This is a genomic window from Vibrio sp. 811 (genome assembly GCF_033339195.1).
Genome location: NZ_JAWOUB010000012.1, coordinates 56,257 through 72,763 on the forward strand (window position 1 = coordinate 56,257; position 16,507 = coordinate 72,763).

General features: G+C 43.0%; 20 protein-coding genes. 15 read left to right on the forward strand and 5 right to left on the reverse strand.

The window, feature by feature from the left end; all coding sequences use genetic code 11:
- Positions 1 to 169 precede the first annotated feature (169 nt).
- Positions 170 to 445 (forward strand): nitrogenase-stabilizing/protective protein NifW, encoded by a 276-nt coding sequence (locus R7Q46_RS16950; RefSeq protein ID WP_033906505.1) that lies wholly within the window; start codon positions 170 to 172, stop codon positions 443 to 445.
- A 117-nt stretch (positions 446 to 562) separates the two neighbouring features.
- On the opposite strand, the gene R7Q46_RS16955 is transcribed toward R7Q46_RS16950, so the two are convergent.
- Together R7Q46_RS16955 and gloA are read right to left on the reverse strand one after the other, a co-directional pair.
- Positions 563 to 1,663 carry an alkene reductase gene (locus R7Q46_RS16955; RefSeq protein WP_318077644.1) on the reverse strand — a complete coding sequence of 367 codons (1,101 nt, stop codon included), beginning with the start codon at positions 1,661 to 1,663 and terminating at the stop codon, positions 563 to 565.
- A gap of 11 nt (positions 1,664 to 1,674) precedes the next feature.
- Entirely contained in the window at positions 1,675 to 2,061 is a 387-nt protein-coding gene (gloA, locus tag R7Q46_RS16960; protein WP_005376490.1) for a lactoylglutathione lyase, read from the reverse strand.
- Between the two features lie 211 nt (positions 2,062 to 2,272).
- On the opposite strand from gloA, the gene R7Q46_RS16965 reads away from it, so the two are divergent.
- Together R7Q46_RS16965 and R7Q46_RS16970 are read left to right on the forward strand one after the other, a co-directional pair.
- A complete protein-coding gene (locus R7Q46_RS16965; protein WP_017820983.1) occupies positions 2,273 to 2,701 on the forward strand; it encodes a PaaI family thioesterase in 429 nt (142 codons plus the stop codon).
- A 26-nt stretch (positions 2,702 to 2,727) separates the two neighbouring features.
- Positions 2,728 to 3,117, forward strand: coding sequence for a MazG nucleotide pyrophosphohydrolase domain-containing protein (locus R7Q46_RS16970; RefSeq protein ID WP_054574607.1), 390 nt, complete (start codon positions 2,728 to 2,730; stop codon positions 3,115 to 3,117).
- Between the two features lie 43 nt (positions 3,118 to 3,160).
- Here the strand turns inward: R7Q46_RS16970 and R7Q46_RS16975 are convergent, their stop codons facing one another.
- On the reverse strand, positions 3,161 to 4,036 hold the full coding sequence (locus R7Q46_RS16975; protein ID WP_025767825.1) for a universal stress protein: 876 nt from the start codon (positions 4,034 to 4,036) through the stop codon (positions 3,161 to 3,163).
- A gap of 215 nt (positions 4,037 to 4,251) precedes the next feature.
- Here R7Q46_RS16975 and R7Q46_RS16980 point away from each other — a divergent pair, with 215 nt between their 5' ends.
- From R7Q46_RS16980 to def, 8 genes are all read left to right on the forward strand, one after another.
- Positions 4,252 to 5,595 carry a magnesium transporter gene (locus R7Q46_RS16980; RefSeq protein WP_274648019.1) on the forward strand — a complete coding sequence of 448 codons (1,344 nt, stop codon included), beginning with the start codon at positions 4,252 to 4,254 and terminating at the stop codon, positions 5,593 to 5,595.
- Between the two features lie 290 nt (positions 5,596 to 5,885).
- Positions 5,886 to 6,428, forward strand: a complete 543-nt coding sequence (locus R7Q46_RS16985) for an AAA family ATPase (protein ID WP_181881315.1) — start codon at positions 5,886 to 5,888, stop codon at positions 6,426 to 6,428.
- A 107-nt stretch (positions 6,429 to 6,535) separates the two neighbouring features.
- Positions 6,536 to 7,981 (forward strand): AGE family epimerase/isomerase, encoded by a 1,446-nt coding sequence (locus tag R7Q46_RS16990; RefSeq protein WP_318077645.1) that lies wholly within the window; start codon positions 6,536 to 6,538, stop codon positions 7,979 to 7,981.
- Positions 7,982 to 8,227: 246 nt separating this feature from the next.
- The gene (locus R7Q46_RS16995) at positions 8,228 to 9,052 is read left to right on the forward strand and encodes a hypothetical protein (protein ID WP_318077646.1); all 825 of its coding nucleotides are present in this window, start codon (positions 8,228 to 8,230) and stop codon (positions 9,050 to 9,052) included.
- A 1-nt stretch (position 9,053) separates the two neighbouring features.
- Positions 9,054 to 9,593 carry a tetratricopeptide repeat protein gene (locus tag R7Q46_RS17000; protein WP_213895737.1) on the forward strand — a complete coding sequence of 180 codons (540 nt, stop codon included), beginning with the start codon at positions 9,054 to 9,056 and terminating at the stop codon, positions 9,591 to 9,593.
- Between the two features lie 394 nt (positions 9,594 to 9,987).
- Positions 9,988 to 10,317, forward strand: coding sequence for a YceK/YidQ family lipoprotein (locus R7Q46_RS17005; RefSeq protein WP_017820979.1), 330 nt, complete (start codon positions 9,988 to 9,990; stop codon positions 10,315 to 10,317).
- Between the two features lie 32 nt (positions 10,318 to 10,349).
- A complete protein-coding gene (locus tag R7Q46_RS17010; protein ID WP_318077647.1) occupies positions 10,350 to 10,814 on the forward strand; it encodes an ABZJ_00895 family protein in 465 nt (154 codons plus the stop codon).
- A gap of 234 nt (positions 10,815 to 11,048) precedes the next feature.
- Positions 11,049 to 11,555, forward strand: a complete 507-nt coding sequence (gene def, locus R7Q46_RS17015) for a peptide deformylase (protein WP_017635324.1) — start codon at positions 11,049 to 11,051, stop codon at positions 11,553 to 11,555.
- A gap of 72 nt (positions 11,556 to 11,627) precedes the next feature.
- Here def and R7Q46_RS17020 read toward each other — a convergent pair whose 3' ends face one another.
- Positions 11,628 to 12,035 carry a helix-turn-helix domain-containing protein gene (locus tag R7Q46_RS17020; RefSeq protein ID WP_031778925.1) on the reverse strand — a complete coding sequence of 136 codons (408 nt, stop codon included), beginning with the start codon at positions 12,033 to 12,035 and terminating at the stop codon, positions 11,628 to 11,630.
- 84 nt (positions 12,036 to 12,119) lie between these two features.
- On the opposite strand from R7Q46_RS17020, the gene R7Q46_RS17025 reads away from it, so the two are divergent.
- From R7Q46_RS17025 to R7Q46_RS17040, 4 genes are all read left to right on the forward strand, one after another.
- Complete coding sequence (locus R7Q46_RS17025) at positions 12,120 to 12,623, forward strand: DUF2938 domain-containing protein (RefSeq protein ID WP_262647581.1); 504 nt, start codon at positions 12,120 to 12,122, stop codon at positions 12,621 to 12,623.
- A gap of 226 nt (positions 12,624 to 12,849) precedes the next feature.
- Positions 12,850 to 13,878 (forward strand): phospholipase A, encoded by a 1,029-nt coding sequence (locus tag R7Q46_RS17030; RefSeq protein WP_318077648.1) that lies wholly within the window; start codon positions 12,850 to 12,852, stop codon positions 13,876 to 13,878.
- Between the two features lie 93 nt (positions 13,879 to 13,971).
- A complete protein-coding gene (locus tag R7Q46_RS17035; RefSeq protein WP_005388759.1) occupies positions 13,972 to 14,430 on the forward strand; it encodes a hypothetical protein in 459 nt (152 codons plus the stop codon).
- A gap of 328 nt (positions 14,431 to 14,758) precedes the next feature.
- Complete coding sequence (locus R7Q46_RS17040) at positions 14,759 to 15,763, forward strand: metal-dependent hydrolase (protein WP_258451865.1); 1,005 nt, start codon at positions 14,759 to 14,761, stop codon at positions 15,761 to 15,763.
- A 40-nt stretch (positions 15,764 to 15,803) separates the two neighbouring features.
- Here R7Q46_RS17040 and R7Q46_RS17045 read toward each other — a convergent pair whose 3' ends face one another.
- Positions 15,804 to 16,196: a hypothetical protein gene (locus R7Q46_RS17045; protein WP_005376463.1), complete on the reverse strand. Its 393-nt coding sequence runs from the start codon at positions 16,194 to 16,196 to the stop codon at positions 15,804 to 15,806.
- Positions 16,197 to 16,507: the final 311 nt, after the last annotated feature.

Below are 16,507 nucleotides of genomic sequence, written 5' to 3' on the forward strand. Positions count from 1 at the left end.
AGTGTCTTAAAGTGGTTGTCAAAATGAAAATGCTAGGTGGGTTAACGAATTCCCAAATTGAATTTCAATATGGAAAACCCATAAAGAATGATCTTAAGAAGCGCTAAATCAAAGAACGTAAAGCGCGAGGCACTTAGACTTCATTGAAAATGATTACGCTAAAGAAACGATGACAGAGAATACGATTCAGGAAAAAATTGCCAGCTTTACTTGTATCGAAGAGGCTTTGAATTACTTCGACATCGAGTTTGATAGCCGATTTATCGAAAACAATCGAACCGAGTTGGTTAAGAGGTTTCACGGCTACTTAATCCTCACTAAACCGGATGATTGGTTTTCAGGTCGTCGTGCTTTAAAGAATGCTTACTGTAAAGTACAACGCAGTTTGCTCAGTAAAAAGACGCGCTCTGCGTGTCGAGGTTGTACATCTTGTCAAAGACGTTAATTCTGATGGCTTGCCTAAAAAGAACCCTGCATCTTGGCGTTACAGGGGGAAGAGCAAGGTTCTTTTGGTTTCGCTATTGGTTTGTCGCGAGTTGCGAATCAGCTTTACGTAGATGAATTAACCCGCGTGGTACGCAGGGTAGTCCACTAAGCCTTTTTCACCGCCGCCGAACAATGTGGCAGGGTCATGTTCTGCCAGTGGATAGCCATGCTTGATGCGGCTTGGTAAGTCGGGGTTTGCAACAAACGGACGGCCAAAGCCAATCATGTCAGCTAAACCACTTTCGATCGCGTGTTGTGCCTTTTCATCGTTGTAACGACCGGCATAAATCAGTGTACCTTTGTACGCCTCACGAACTGCGGTTTTAAAGTTGTGCGGAGTGTCTGGCGCGTCGTCCCAATCCACTTCTGCAATGTGAATGTAAACCACATTGAGTTTATCAAGCAGCGCTGCAGCGGCGGTGTAGGTTTCGACTGGCGTACTATCAACGGTGCCATTTAACGAAGTGAATGGTGCAAGACGAACACCAACACGCTCAGCGCCAATAGCTTGCGTCATCGCTTCTATCACTTCACCAAGAAAACGCAGACGGTTTTCACTAGAGCCACCGTATTCATCGGTGCGGTTATTCGCTTCAGAATCGATAAACTGGTTAACCAAGTAGCCATTCGCTGCATGAAGTTCGATACCATCGAATCCGGCTTCTATCGCGTTTAGTGCGGCTTGGCGGTACTCTTCAATAACGTTCTTGATGTCTCGTTTGGTCATTTCACGTGGCTCAACCACGTCGACAAAGCCCGGTTCGTCTGTGCCGTTATCGACAAATACTTTCACGTTTTCTGCTTTTAGCGCAGAAGAAGAAATAGGCTGCTCACCGCCAATGTTATCAGGGTGAGTCACGCGACCAACGTGCCACAATTGCGCGAAGATAGTGCCGCCATTCTCGTGCACCGCATTAGTTACCTTTTTCCAGCCAGCAATTTGCTCTGGGCTGTAAATGCCTGGTGTCCATGCATAGCCTTGACCCATTGGCGAAATTTGTGTGCCTTCAGCAACGATTAGGCCCGCTTCAGCACGTTGAGCATAGTAGGTCGCCATCATATCGTTAGCGATATTACCTGGTTGAGAAGCACGAGAGCGCGTCATCGGAGGCATAACGATACGGTTTTTTAATGAGAGAGAGCCAAGTTGAATGGGTTGAAATAATGCGTCTGTCATAGGAAACCTCGTTATTTTTGAGTTTGGATGAGTTCGATTTGGTAACCATCGGGATCTTTAATGAAGGCGATGTGAGTTTCTCCGCCTTTCATTGGACCTGGCTCGCGAGTAACGTTGCCACCAAGCGCTTTGATTTTTTCGCAAGCGGCGTAAATATCTTCAGACCCCAGTGCCATGTGTCCGAATGCGTTACCCAAGTCGTAACTGTCGGTATCCCAGTTATAAGTTAGCTCGATGGTCGCGCCATCTGGTTGATCAGGGTTACCAACAAACACCAGTGAGTAACGGTATTCTTGGTTTTCAAAACGATCCAAAACACTCATTCCCAGAACCTTTGTATAAAATTCGATCGATTTGTCTAGGTCAGCAACACGGATCATCGTGTGGAGAAACTTCATAAGTCGCCTTTTTATAACGTTGCGTAATCACTATGCAAACCATATCGCCACTCTAAATAAACTGGAAATTATCGTTAATTATTAAAATGATTATTTAGTGTTATGAAAAGCGAGGTTGCTGGCCCTGCAACATGCAAACAAAGATTACTCGCCGTTTCTTTTTAATTGTTGGCATATGCTAATTACTCTTTTGAGAAACCGAGTAACTATCATGTCTACAAACAGCTATTGTCATTACACTCACGAATCTCATCATCAATGTGCGGTTTGTTCTTCAATTAATGTGAATCCGAACTCTTTGGCCGTGAACTACCAATACCTAGCCGATGGTTCTGTTGTCGGAGAGTTTCACGTTTTACCGCGTCATCAAGGTTACACAGACCTGTTGCATGGTGGTATTGCCAGTTCGCTTCTCGATGGTGCAATGACGCATTGTTTGTTATCTAGAGACATTCAAGCCCTTACGGCGCAGTTGGATGTGCGCTACCATGCACCTATTCAGTTAGATGATCGAGTCACGATTACTGCACACTGTGAAGGTGAACGACGCGGTATATATCAACTGGTGGCTCAATTGCGGGTCAATAGCGAAGTTAGAGTGACGGCTAAAGGGAAGTTTATTCGTCCTAAAAAGGCATAAATAAAAACGTGTTCTACGGAGAGACAATGAAGAAATTTGATGAGCTGTATGCAATTGCGACGAGAAAATCTCAATATGACCAAACCAATACTTGGTTTAAAGGCGTAGAGACTTATCTGGAGGCCATTGGCAAAGAAGTTGATGAAGTCCGCGAAGAGATTCGTGAGGATCGCCTTTGTCATTTGGAAGACGAGTTAGGCGATGTGTTGTGGAACTATCTTAACGTATTAAAAGCGTTGGAAAGAGAAAAGGGGATAGATCCTGAGAAAGTACTCGAAAGAGCCTGCAACAAATACGATCAGCGTGTATCTGCGATTGAGTCGGGACGCAGTTGGGATGAAATAAAACAGCAGCAGAAACAAGCCTTGAACGCAGAGCATGAAGTCGCGCAGTTAGAAGATGTAAAGAGCCAATAACTGCGCTTGGTATTGAAAGGATAGATTAATAGGGAATACCTAGTCAGCCCTTGGAGCTGTTGACCAACAGTAGGTCACAAGGTGGTTGGTCAAGTAACGTGTCTACAGTGCTGCCAGACCAAAATTGGGATGACATGCTTCGTTTACATGCCCCCATAATCAAAATCGCCGCTTGTGATTGCTTAACTGCTTTTGGTAACGCCGTTTCAGGGTTTCCTTCCGGTAATAGTAATGGAACTCGCGTTAACTTTTGCGCACTAATAAAATCTGTAATGCCTGCTTTTTGATTGCTTAATATCTCTGCACGATAGCGAGAGAGGTATGGCGCGACGTATCGGCAGTAAACGAGCGTCATTTTCCCGCTTAAGGTTTGTTCTAATTTTGAGCCTCGCGAGACGATGGCTTTATCTACTATCGACTTTTCATCCCCTCGATGAAGTGGGTCGATTGCACAAAGCATGTTGGCGTGAGAAGGCCATGACCGCTCACTCAGTAGCAACAAGTCGCAATCTTGTTGTGCTAGTTCTGTTAGCATCGTTTGAATCTCGTGTTTGTTAAAGTGTCCCACGAGCAGTAAGTCAGTGTGGTCAACAAGTCGTTTCGCAACTTGCTCAACCCAATGGCTCCCTTTGAAATGTTCGTAAGAGAGCGTTGGTGTTTCAAGCTCTTCTTCTTCACAAAGTTCGACAATTAATGCGTTGAACTTTAAGGTCCAAGCTTCAAACTCAGCTTGTCTTTTTTCTATATGGTCAGAGTTGAAACTGAGAAAATGAGCGAATGCGTGATCTTCACTTCGGCGATGGTCTTCCACTAAAACTACAATAGGCTGAGCCAGCGCTGTCGAAAATTGAATCACTTTACGAAGCACCTTACGACTTGGTAAGGCGGCCTGCTGAGTCAGAAAAAATACAGGTGCCATTGATTACTCCATTATCAAACAAGGCGAATGAGCCTGACACACATTCAAGTCTATACCATGAACTGATGCAGAGGCGTTTTGTTTCTGCGAGCGAAATATAAATTCCGCAATTAAGTCAACTATCGCCTAGAATTTTAACATCAAGAATTCATGACTTCGGATAGCACATATCGTCAATGCGGCGAATGTGGTAGTGAAAGCTATAGGTAAAAGTAATGATAGATTCCAACCAATTGCAAATTAACCGCAAAGTGCCACATTTGCTTGCTGAGATCATTAAAGCGATAGAATCGACCGAAGACTTGAGCTTTTTGAAAGACTATCAAGAAGCACAGATTGCGAACATTTTGGAGTCGGTCAACATTGCTTACCGTAAACGTGTCATAGAAGCAGTGCCGCCTGAGAAGTATTGGACGGTATTAAATTTGCTCCGATACGACACTGCCAAGCACATTCATCAATCACTCAATAAAGACTTACAACATGAACGCTTGACGTACATAACGGATTCAGAACTGATCATCTTTGCGGACTTTCTACCGACCGAGTTTGTAGATGAATACCTTATTGATCAAAGTGAAGAGTCTGTCGCGCATATCCAACAAGCATTGTCGTATGAAGACAACAAAGTTGGACGTTATGCCGAGCCTCACTTTCTGGTCGCAAACCCTAAAAACAGCGTAGGAGGCATCAAAACCGAGCTGCTAAAACGCGGGCAAAGTCCTGTGCGGTTGATTATTGTGCGTGATGCAAGTGGTGTGATTGGTACGATAGAGCCGCAAACCCTGTTGCTGCACGAAAATCATATCAAACTTACCGACTTGACCGTAGTTACGCCAATTCTAGAAGATATTCAAACGATTCAAAGCGTCAGCAAACAAGTCTCGATTGATGGTGGAGCACATTGGTTTCCTATCATGGCTGGTGGCAAAATTATGGGCGTCTTGTCGATGGCGACCATCGCGATTACGTTGCGCGAACTCAGCCTACAAGCTGTAGTGGCAGAAAACGTACGAAGCGAAGAAGATTTGTTTACACCATTAAGCGTGGCGACAAGGCTAAGAGCACTTTGGTTGGTGATTAACTTGCTGACCGCTTTCGTAGCCTCCGCCATCATTGGGCTTTTTGATAATGTGGTCGAGCAAGTCGTTGCGCTTGCTATCTTAATGCCCGTTGTGGCGAGTATGGGCGGCATCGCAGGTAGCCAAACCTTAGCGGTGGCCATTCGGGGTATCGCATTGAACCACTTGCACCAAAGTAACTTGAAGCTATTGGTGAATAAGGAATTAAAAATCGCCACCATTAATGGTTTAATTATGGGATTGGTGATCGCGGGTGTCGTTTACATGGTGTTTGACTCTTTGCCATTGGCGCTTATTATTTGCTGTGCCATTTTCCTCAATAGTTTGGCGGCCGCGGCATCGGGTACGTTGATACCATTCACGTTGAAAAAGTTTAACATTGACCCCGCCGTGGCTGGCTCGGTAGTATTGACGACCGTTACCGATGTCGTCGGTTTCTTTGCGTTCTTAGGCTTAGGTGCCATTTTCTTGATATAGATATCCAATTGACGTGTTAACCAGCAGAACCAATCGCACCATTTCCTAACCCAATATTTTGGGTACGTTTGGTTCGCTCAAAATTCCTCCGTTTTCCATAACCGATGAACACGTCGTTTCGGTTCTTACTTTGTATATCTCTTCACTGCCCAGTTCTATTCCCCCAAATTTCCCACTACCGATCTCGCTTAACGCTGGCGTGCCAAATGCCAATTTCAAACGCCAGATGATGCCCATTTTCTTGGCTGTATACGCATTACTTCACTCAAACAAAAAATAAGGAAACAATTTTGAATAAACTCATCGTATTCACTGGTGGTCCCGGTGCAGGGAAAACTTCGGTAATCGAACAGCTAAAAACACAAGGCTTTATCTGCGCGCCAGAAACCGGTCGTCACGTGATACAAACGCAGGTTGCCAATCACGGTTCAGCATTACCTTGGAATGACAAACAAGCTTTTCGAGACGAAATGATGAAGGCAGAAGTGAGCAATTACCGAGCTTTCAATGTCCACCAAGGGAATGTGTTTTTTGATCGCAGTATTGCGGACGTATATGGCTACAGTAAGTTGGAACAACTGCCAATCTCGCATGAGCTCATCACGCATTGCCAGACGCTTCGTTATCATTCTCAAGTGTTCATTTTTCCACCTTGGGCATCGATATTCAGCAACGACGAAGAGCGAAAGCAAGATTTTTCTGAAGCGGTGGCTACGTATCAACAGATGGTCAACGCTTATCACAAATTTGGTTATCAATTGATCGAAGTGCCCAAAATGTCAGTCGAAGACAGAGTAGCGTTTATTCGCGGCTCAGTCATCGAACGAGGCTGAAAGATGATTGACGCAAACAAATGCGTAAGGCGATTGTGAGCACGACAACAATATGCGTAAAGGGAGTTATTTATACTGGATAAAATTCAATAACTTAATTGAGCATTATGTCTTTTAAATATCTTACCTTATTGCTCGCAACGATGAGTATGAACAGCTTTGCTGATGTAGGCCTGCCTTCGGGGGATGATTGGTTAAACCATGTGACGAATGGCCTAGCCCCATATTGGATGATGGAAAGCGCGCATGGGCAACCTGCGGGGAATTTTCCGACTTTTCGTTGTGATAACGGTGTCATTCTCGACCCACAAAAGCCGTGTGAAGAATTAAACAAAGGGTGGATTAGCCCGCACTTCGATCGCGAGTACACCCGCATGAAATCGCGCCAAACTTACGCTTATGGCGTACTTTTTCATCTTACGGGTGACAAGCAAGCATTAGAGCTGGCAAAGAAAGGGGCTTATTACCTGATTGATCATCAACAAGATGAGAAAAACGGCGGGTTTGTGAGCTTTACGCGTAGTGGGAAACCGGGGATGGAGTGGCAACAACGAACTTCTCAAGACCAAGCTTACGCCTTAGTGGGTTTGGCGATGTACTACTACTTGACTCAAGATCCAAAGGTCGAACAAGCGCTTATCGACCAGCAAGCGTTTATATTTAAACAATACCGACGAAGCGATGATCGCGGTCTGGCTTGGGTTTTGAAAGACGGTGATGGGGAAAGTGCGAAGCAGCAAGAGCTAGTCGCTCAACTTGACCAAATTAATGGCTACCTGTTGTTAACGGCGCCACTTTTACCAGAACCAGCGCAAGCCAAGTGGAAACAAGATCTGGAGTGGCTGACGCAAGTGATGCTGGATAACTACCACTCCGACAAAGAGCAGCGCTTTTATGGCGCGATACACCACAAAGCGGTAATGATTCCAGATGCGAAACACAATGATTTTGGACACACCATCAAGGCGTATTGGATGACGTATCTGACAGGTCAGTTGTTGGAAAATTCAAAGTGGACAGAGTTTGGTTTCAAAGGAATGAAACACACGCTTAAGCAAGCGCAATACCAGCAAAACTTTGAGCAAGTCAAAGCGCTTTTCTCACCAGAATGGCAGAGTAAATGGACGCAAGAGAGCATTCCTGCTTGGCAATCAAGACCATACAAGCACTATAGCTCGTCTTGGGAATGGGCAGAGCTCGATCAAGCGGCAATGACAGTTTCTCTTGTCGATGGTTCGATGAAAGAAACGCTTCAATACACGTTACCCACTTTTATGGACGTATGGGTGGATCATCAATATGGAGGCGTCGGTCTAAGCCCTAAATCAACCAAAGCGTTCCATTGGGGAAATGGTTACCACCAGTTTGAACATGCGTTGGTCGGGTATTTGTACGCGCAACAAATGGCAAAACAGCCCGCCAAGCTTTACTACGCGCGACTAGCCGAGAGTAAAATGCCACTTAATCCATATTACTTTAGAGCAGACGTAAAATCGTTGTCGTCACAAAGTGATGGAGTCACCATCGCGACATTCACCAATATTCGACCTTAGGTTGGTCGATGGTGATGTGTTGGTTAAAGTCCGCGTAAAAGCCAAAGCAAAATTGTAGCAGTAATATCAATAAAGACTAACCAACTGGTTAGCCTTTATTTTTAATAATCTTACATGTAATGGTGACAACACATATAGTTAACGAATGTTTATTTGTAATGACCGCTGAGTGTTTCTAACAAATATCCAACTATAAATTAACTTTCATTGATTAGGGTATATCTCACAATTAGGACAACTTAGAGCTTGGAACTTTATGCAATTAGGTTCATAGTGATGGTTTTGAGAGAATCATTATGTATATTTATTTCTATACTAACGCACGAGAGAGATACGCCGTTATCAATCAACTACATTAATTACATGTATCCAGCTGACAAACTATTTAGCTCTTGTGTCGAACTAAGAAGCAAATTAGATAATGAGAAAATTCCCGTTAATACCATAAAAGATACTTCTCTTGCGGGACCATTACGTAAGCTTCCAAATGATATTACAGGTGAGAAAAGGTTACAAAAGCTTAAGGAACAGATAGATCGCAACATGGCGGTTAAGTCTGGTATGTTAACAGTTCGAATGCACTGGAAAAACAAAGCTGTTATTCCTTCACGTAAATTTTCGTCTCTAGCTCCAATACAGTCGTCAACTCTAGCTTCTACTGCAGTGAAAGCAAATAGTGGAAGAGCCGTGGCCTTAGGGATGGTATTACAGAAAGGCAGAGCTATGCTTCTTTTTGATATTATCCGACAAAACGTTAGAGTACTAGCTAATCGAGTACACAATGCAAATCTAGAATCATCTGGCTGCATTTTGATTGTTAATGTGAAGTATTTGAAAGTTGAAAGGGAATATGGGAAAGCTCCTCAACTATCTAGAGTTTCATTAGCAAGTATAATTTCTCAAGAAGACAAGTATAACTTTGATTCGAGTGCTTATGTTCGTGGTCAAATTGCCAATATGTGTGAAGCTAGTGCTAAAGCTCCTATCAATACAAAGTTTCAAATTGTAAGCGGTCAGTATGACGATTCATACTCGACAGCAGTCTTGTTTATCAAATGCACATGGGAATAACATGAGAATTGTTAACGTTTTATTAGTAGTGCTCCTTGTTACGGCATGTAACGATACTACGTCAAAGTTTGAGGCAACTAAAACGACAGAAAGCCTCCTAACTCAGGCCCGAGAAGCTCCAGAGCAGTTGTACAGCGAAGCAAATAAATTTTATGAACAAGGTGATGTGCAAGGAGCAAAGTCTTTATTGATCAAAGCTATCGAAGTGGATGATGTTCATAGTAAAGAGCTTTTAGGGGTAATCCTTCTGAAAGAGCCAAAAGTCATGGATGTTAAGCGGGGCTTTTCTTTAATCTCAGAGGCTGCTGATGATGGGTTGGCTAGTGCACAATTTTATTTAGGATCATGTTTGTATGATGATGGCTGTGGTTTACTTGAAAATAAGGTGCTTTCAGCCTATTACTTGACGCAAGCGTTAAATAATGGTGAAGGTGGTGCACAAATGCTACTTGGATTTCTAGATGAAGAAATAGGTGACACTGCGATTGATGAAAAAACATATGCGGTAGAGCTAAATCGCTATATAGAACAACTCAATTAATATTGCGGCTTAATGTTTTATAGGGTTTTAATCGAACCTCAAACAGAGAGTGCTGGACTTCTACAAAGCAGTAGAAGCCACAGCGAATCTGCAACAATAATCGAGTGTGTAATAGAAAATAAAAAGCCGTCAGAACCACTGGTTTTGACGGCTTTTTATTCTATGACAGGTAGAGGCTTCAATTTTCAGCGCGATAGATCCATGAAAACTTAAGTGAGATTCCAATCACGTCGCATGATCTCGCTAGTGTCATTGGAAATAAATGAATTGTTTCTGATACATAGAACGTATTAGCATGGTTGCACTGGGCCCATATGAGTAAACTTATTGAATATACAATTTGAGAGAGAGGGTTTAGTTTTAAAAAATAACAGTTAGTTGGAATCTAGGTTAAATGAAAATAAAACTATTTAAAAAGCTACAAGTTGTATTTCTTGTGGTGTCAGCATCTTTAATGGTGGGGTGTTCGTCTATAGATGCGCATGCTGGTGGCGGATACGGAAAGCCGTTTTCAGGCACCGCGTTATCAGTCGCACGACAACCTTGCTATTTAAGAGCTGATATTACTTCTATCGCGTTATACCCACTATCATTGATTGACATTCCTTTGTCGTTAGCAACGGACGTTGTGTTTCTTCCTGTTGATTTAGTCATGGTAGTTACGCCAACAACGAGTTATGGCGGTGTTGTTTCTCTAGGTTGTCCAAGCGGAAGCATGATCTAAAACGCTTATTTTATTCAAATAAATGGAAGGAAATGAAAGTGGAATTAAAAAATAACTATTCAGAATCAGAAATAAACCAGCCACCATCGGTACTTCTTGTTACGTCTCTGTTGTGTCTGGCGTCCGTTTGTTGGGCTGCATTGCTGTTGGCCATTGAATATATTGTTGGGATAGAAATGAGTGGTACAGGCTTTCTTAGCACGTTAATCCCAGCCATGAGTGTTGGTTATTACTTCGGCTACAAGACTGGAGATGTAATGCCATCAAAAACAAGATGGTATGCTGTTTTACTGTGGACTTTAGCAAGTTTGGTAGTGTTCTCTCTTATCTTAATGTCGTTAGATATTTCTCCGTTTTATTTATTATCTGAGCTCGGTGGGGTAAGTATTTTTATTGCTATCATAATGCTAATAACGATTGGCATCGCCTACTTAATTTTAAAAAGTGGTGAGAAAATGGCGATTAGAGTATTACTCAAAACCAAGGAAAGTCAGTAGATAAAATACAACAAACGATTCAATTAGGATCATGACAAGACGCCAGCCATAATGTGCTGGCGTTTTAGTTTCCTGTTTGTAGGATTTTTTGTTTAAAAGGCAAACCCATTTATTGTGTTGTCGTTTGAGTTAATGGTTTATGCCTTGTGCGCAAGATAGCTTAGCAGGTTTATGTATCGAGAAACGTGTGTATAATTCGCCACGAATTACGATTTATAGATATGAAAGGTAAGTATGGCAGTCCTCGAAATTCTCTCCATTCCAGACCCAAGGCTTAAAGTAAAAGCAGAAAAAGTCACTGATGTATCGACAGTACAAACGCTGATAGACGATATGCTAGAAACACTTTACGCAACGGGCAATGGTATCGGTTTAGCTTCAACCCAAGTAGGCAGAAAAGAGGCGGTTGTTGTCATCGATATCTCTGACGAACGCAATGATCCTTTAATCTTGGTTAACCCAGAAGTGGTGAGCGGAGAAAACAAAGCACTTGGTCAAGAGGGATGTCTCTCTGTTCCTGAGTACTACGCAGATGTAGAGCGTTACACGTCAGTTGTTGTTTCTGCACTAGACCGTGATGGCAACCCGATTACAATCGAGAGCGATGAGTTCTTGGCGATTGTGATGCAGCACGAAATTGATCACCTATCTGGTAACTTGTTCATTGATTACCTTTCACCGCTGAAGCAAAAAATGGCGATGAAAAAAGTGAAGAAGTACGTAAAAGCGAAAGCTAAGTAATATGAGAGGAAGTAACCCTCCATGTCGAGTTACTTCCTTTTAAATCAAGAATAGGAAGGTAGTGAGAGCGGTTTATCTCTGTTTTTGGGGGACATAACGCTTTACGACCTTCATAAGCTTCTGAAATGAAGAACAGTCCATATGTGACTCATGAGGGCAGGTGGCAACATGGTTTAGGCTGTCTCGCACCGCTTTCAAACGTTTTATTTGCTCATCAATCTCAAGTGCCTTTTTCGTTAGTAAGTCACGATCGATATATGGCTTTGAAACTTCTGATTGATTCAACATTTCTGCCATTTCGTTAAGCGATATTCCAGCGATACGCCCCAAACTAATTAAATTGAGTGTATTGAGTACCTCTGGTGAATATTGGCGTCTCAATCCATTCCTTCCTATCGAGCGAATTAACCCCAGCTGTTCGTAGTACCTGAGCGTTGAAGTCGGCAATCCTGATTTTCTAACCACTTCTGCAATATCCATATTATTCCCCATTGACTTCAAGTTGGCTTTAAGTTGTAGCATGCAACTAAGACCTTAACAAATCAAAAACTTGAGGAGAGAAAAATGCTGCTTTTAATGGGATTGCAAGCGGCGCTAATAGGGATTGGTGCCACTTTGATAATGGATTTATGGGCATGGTTACAAAGGAGAGTGTTTGGTATTCCTTCATTAAACTATGCGTTGGTTGCGCGCTGGGTTTTGTACATGCCCCAAGGAAAGTTTATGCATGTGCCAATTATGGCGTCAGAGGCGATGCCGGGAGAAAAGTCACTTGGCTGGTTTTTGCATTATGCCATCGGCGTTACTTTCGCTTTGGCTCACGTTACTGCTTTTGGTCATCATTGGTTGGTAGAGCCCAGTCTAATGCCCAGCTTAATTACAGGCGTGGTAACGTTGATCTTCCCATTTTTGGTCATTCAACCTTGTCTAGGATTTGGTTTTGCTGCGAGTAAAACCCCAACACCTTGGAAAGCCCGTTTTCTTAGCACATTGGCGCATTTGGGTTATGGTTTGGGGTTATTCATAGCCGGGTTTGCAATCAAAGTTACGAGCCAGTATTTTGCATAGAGAACATGAGCATCATGCAAACGAGTGGTTTTTATCTATGATGCTCAACTCTTGGTTGTTTTTTGCGCTTTGCTCATAGTTGGCCGATATGTCTAAAGTCTGTTGCATTTATCCAAGATGTAAAGTCGGCGGACATTTAACATTGTCTTAACGTCAGAATGGCAAGCGGTTTACCAAGAAAAACTAAAATTATTTGGTTTGACATAAAGAATATTAAGGGTTTCAGATGGCTTCAAAAGTGGCAGGGATATCAATACTGAGTTTATTGGCAGCGCCAGTTGCGATGGGAGAAACAGCCAGTGCTTATGATTTATGTTTGCTAGACAAAATAAAGCAAAGCAAAGGTGAAGAAACCATAAAGAGCATTCGCGCGCAGTGTGAGCTTGACACAGTAACCAGCACAGTGCCCGCTGATCCAGAAATTGAAGAGCCTGAAGAACTTCAGGAAAGTTTGGTCGACAAGCGTTTGGAATCAGAACGAGAAAACGCGTTCGAACCGTTTAGTCTGGTCGCGCATCGCGTTAACTATATTCTTCCGTTTACATACAGTGATCGTGTAAATAAACGCGCGTATGCCGACACCAAATACGGCGATGAACTGCGTAAGGAAGAGGCGGAGTTCCAAATCAGTTTTAAAGTACCAATGAACTATGATGACTTGCTGTTTGATGGCGATGGTCTGTTTTTTGGAATGACTCTTAAATCATTTTGGCAGGTATACACGGGTGCAGCATCTCGTCCATTCCGTGAAACCAATTATCGTCCAGAGCTTTTTTACTACACCCCAACTGACTGGAAACCACTTGATGGTTCGACTTGGTTAGGTTTTGGTATTGAACATGAGTCTAACGGTCAGAGACAGGAGCTATCGCGCAGTTGGAACCGTGTCTATGCCAACTTAACCTTTGCAAAAGACAATTTTGCGGTTTCTATCCAGCCTTGGTGGCGTATACCTGAAGATGAAAAGACATCGCCTAATGATCCCAAAGGTGATGATAACCCGGATATCGAAGACTATATGGGACACTTTGAGCTATCGAGTGCTTACAAGTGGAATGGTTACGAGTTTACCTTTTTAGGTCGCCAGAACTTTCAAACACATAAGGGTTTTGCAGAACTGGGTGTGTCATTTCCGATTTGGGGCAAAGTTCAGGGGTACGCACAATACTCAGTGGGTTATGGTAAGAGCTTGATCGACTATGATCATAATCAGCAGCGGATTGGTGTTGGTATTGCAATCAACGGTGTTTTGTAGTTTTTCGTAGATGGATAGAAATTAACACTGGCAATTGAAATTTCAATATTTAGAATGCGAGGCTGAAATTGATTTCTAACCTAGAGTGATTTTATGCTTCGTGATTACACCTTCGATTGTCTTGTAACTATGCCTCGCCATGAGCTGGAAGAGTTTAGTGCTCGTATGATCAGTAAAATGGTGCCAGAAGACGTGATGAATGAGCTGTTCACTTTTGATCAAGAAGAAGTGGATAGTGAAGACCGCATGTTGTCTGCACGTCTTGATGCAATGCTACGCATGACAGCAATCGCACTGAGTGAAATTCAACAAGCGTTTGATGACTCAGACAACGCAAAGCAAAATAGCGAGCGAATGACGCGATTGGTGCTTTGGCATTTCTACGCGATCTCATTCCGTTTGGAAGAGGCCATCACGCTAGAAACACACTGTGCGCTAGTGGAAAAACTAATCGAAAATGCACCTTCGGATGTTTTTGCGTGGGTAAAAACATTGACGGAGCTGCTACACACTTACGCTGAAATCAACGCGAAAGAGAATCCTCAAGACTAAACGCCTGCCGTTTATCGTTCAGTAAATTAGAAACAAGGCGAGCCATTTGGTTCGCCTTGTTTTTTCGCGTCAGATAAACCTTCGGGTTTGAAATACCAAACAAGCCTAGACTCAGATTTGTTCGTTCACTAGCGAACGGCGTGATTCCTTCTTACACTAAATCAAGGTGTTTGTTGCTAAACAAGCAAATGCATGACTAAGTCGTGTATTCTTTTCCACTAAAATGCGGATAACTTATGTCGAAGAACCTTCTGGTTTTTAAATTGGAACCGACTATTGAGCGTGTACGCTTTCCAGCTGAGCTTCATCTATCTAAAGGAAGTGAACGATGGATCCGTTAACGCAAGGTTTATTGGGTGCAACTTTGCCACTGGCCGTGAGCAACAAGCGAAACCTTGCAGTTGTTGGCGTGTTGGGTGTGGTCTCTGGGATGGCTCCGGATTTAGATGTACTCATCCGTTCTTCAACTGATCCTTTGCTGTATTTGGAATACCATCGCCAATTTACTCACTCGCTCTTGTTTATCCCGTTTGGTAGTTTCATTTGTGCTTTGTTGTTGTATCCGTTGTTCGCAAAGAAGCGAGGACTAAGCTTCCGGCAGAGTTGGCTTTACTGTGCGCTTGGTTATAGTACCCATGCGTTATTAGACGCATGCACCAGTTATGGAACACAGCTTCTATGGCCGATAAGCAACACGCGTTATGCTTGGAACACTATTTCGGTAATCGACCCCGCTTTCACACTCCCTATTTTAACATTGCTTTTGTTTGCTGCACTGAAGCGAAGCCCAAGCTATGCCCGAATTGCATTTTTATGGTGTCTGGCTTACCTAAGCCTTGGAACGATACAACGAGATAGAGCAGAAGCAGCTGGTTGGGAAATCGTCAAAGAGCGACAACACAAGGCTATACAGTTAAAAGCCAAACCAAGCTTTAGCAACCTTTTGGTTTGGAAGCTGATTTATGAAACGGAAGATAACTACTATGTAGATGCGGTAAGGGTAGGGCGTTCAATAAAAATTTACCCCGGCGAATCTACTCCAAAGTTAAATATAAAAGAGCAATTTCCGTGGCTAAACCCGCACTCGCAACAAGCAAAAGACATCGAACGTTTCCGTTGGTTTTCAAACGGTTTTGTAGCGAAGGATCCGAATAATGAAATGCGAATTGTTGATATGCGTTATTCCATCGTACCAAACCAAATTAATGCGTTATGGGGCATCAATCTATCCCCAAAAGCCAGCGCAGACGCGCACGTTGAATACACTGCTCATCGAGGAAGTACTGCAGAAGATCGCCAAGTTTTTTTCAACATGCTTACGGATTTTGAGTGATGGTTTTACTTTGGATGTCGATGCGGTTTCGTAATAACTATTACGCAGACTGAAAGTCCTTTACTAGGGTCGGCTTGCTAGCGAAGAAAATTTTGCCAAACAGGGACTTGTACTTCCAGCCAAGAGACAAAAGTCGTTTAGCTAAGTTCTTGTTTTCAATGATTGCAACCTCAACACCTTGGTAGTGGTATGGATTGCTTTTGATGTAGTCGATAAATGCAGTAAGCACGCCTTGCCCGCGAACGGAGGGTGCAAAGTTGACTGCTACAATAGAAAAGCGTTGGCTACCTGCTGGGCAACGGACTAAACAGTGCCCAAGAGGATGAGTAATAGTCTCAGAAAATTCAGGAAAAGGGCGAGACTCAAGCTCTTGAGAAAGCGCATCGTATCGCTGACATAGATAAGAAAATAGTTGTTTCGCTTCGCTGTTCATATCGGTGCCGCTTTTGTGTTGCTTGGTTTGAAGGCATTGATGTCTCAAACATTGTAACCATAGATAGCAACACAAAACGCGGTAAACTTTTTCAGTAATGATTTCCTATTTTTGAAACCTGAATTGTTACAAATGAAGTTGATTGGGTTTTATATGGTAGTTGTGAACGAGTGTTTCTAGTTGAAGAGAGAATACGCTGGTTACTGGATTCTTACTGGAATTCCTTTGTTAAAAGGCGAGCTGCTTGGTTTAATGCCGCTCGTTTAACTGCGAGTGGCATCTTTTGTATTTCGTCACCTTGTACAGCGACG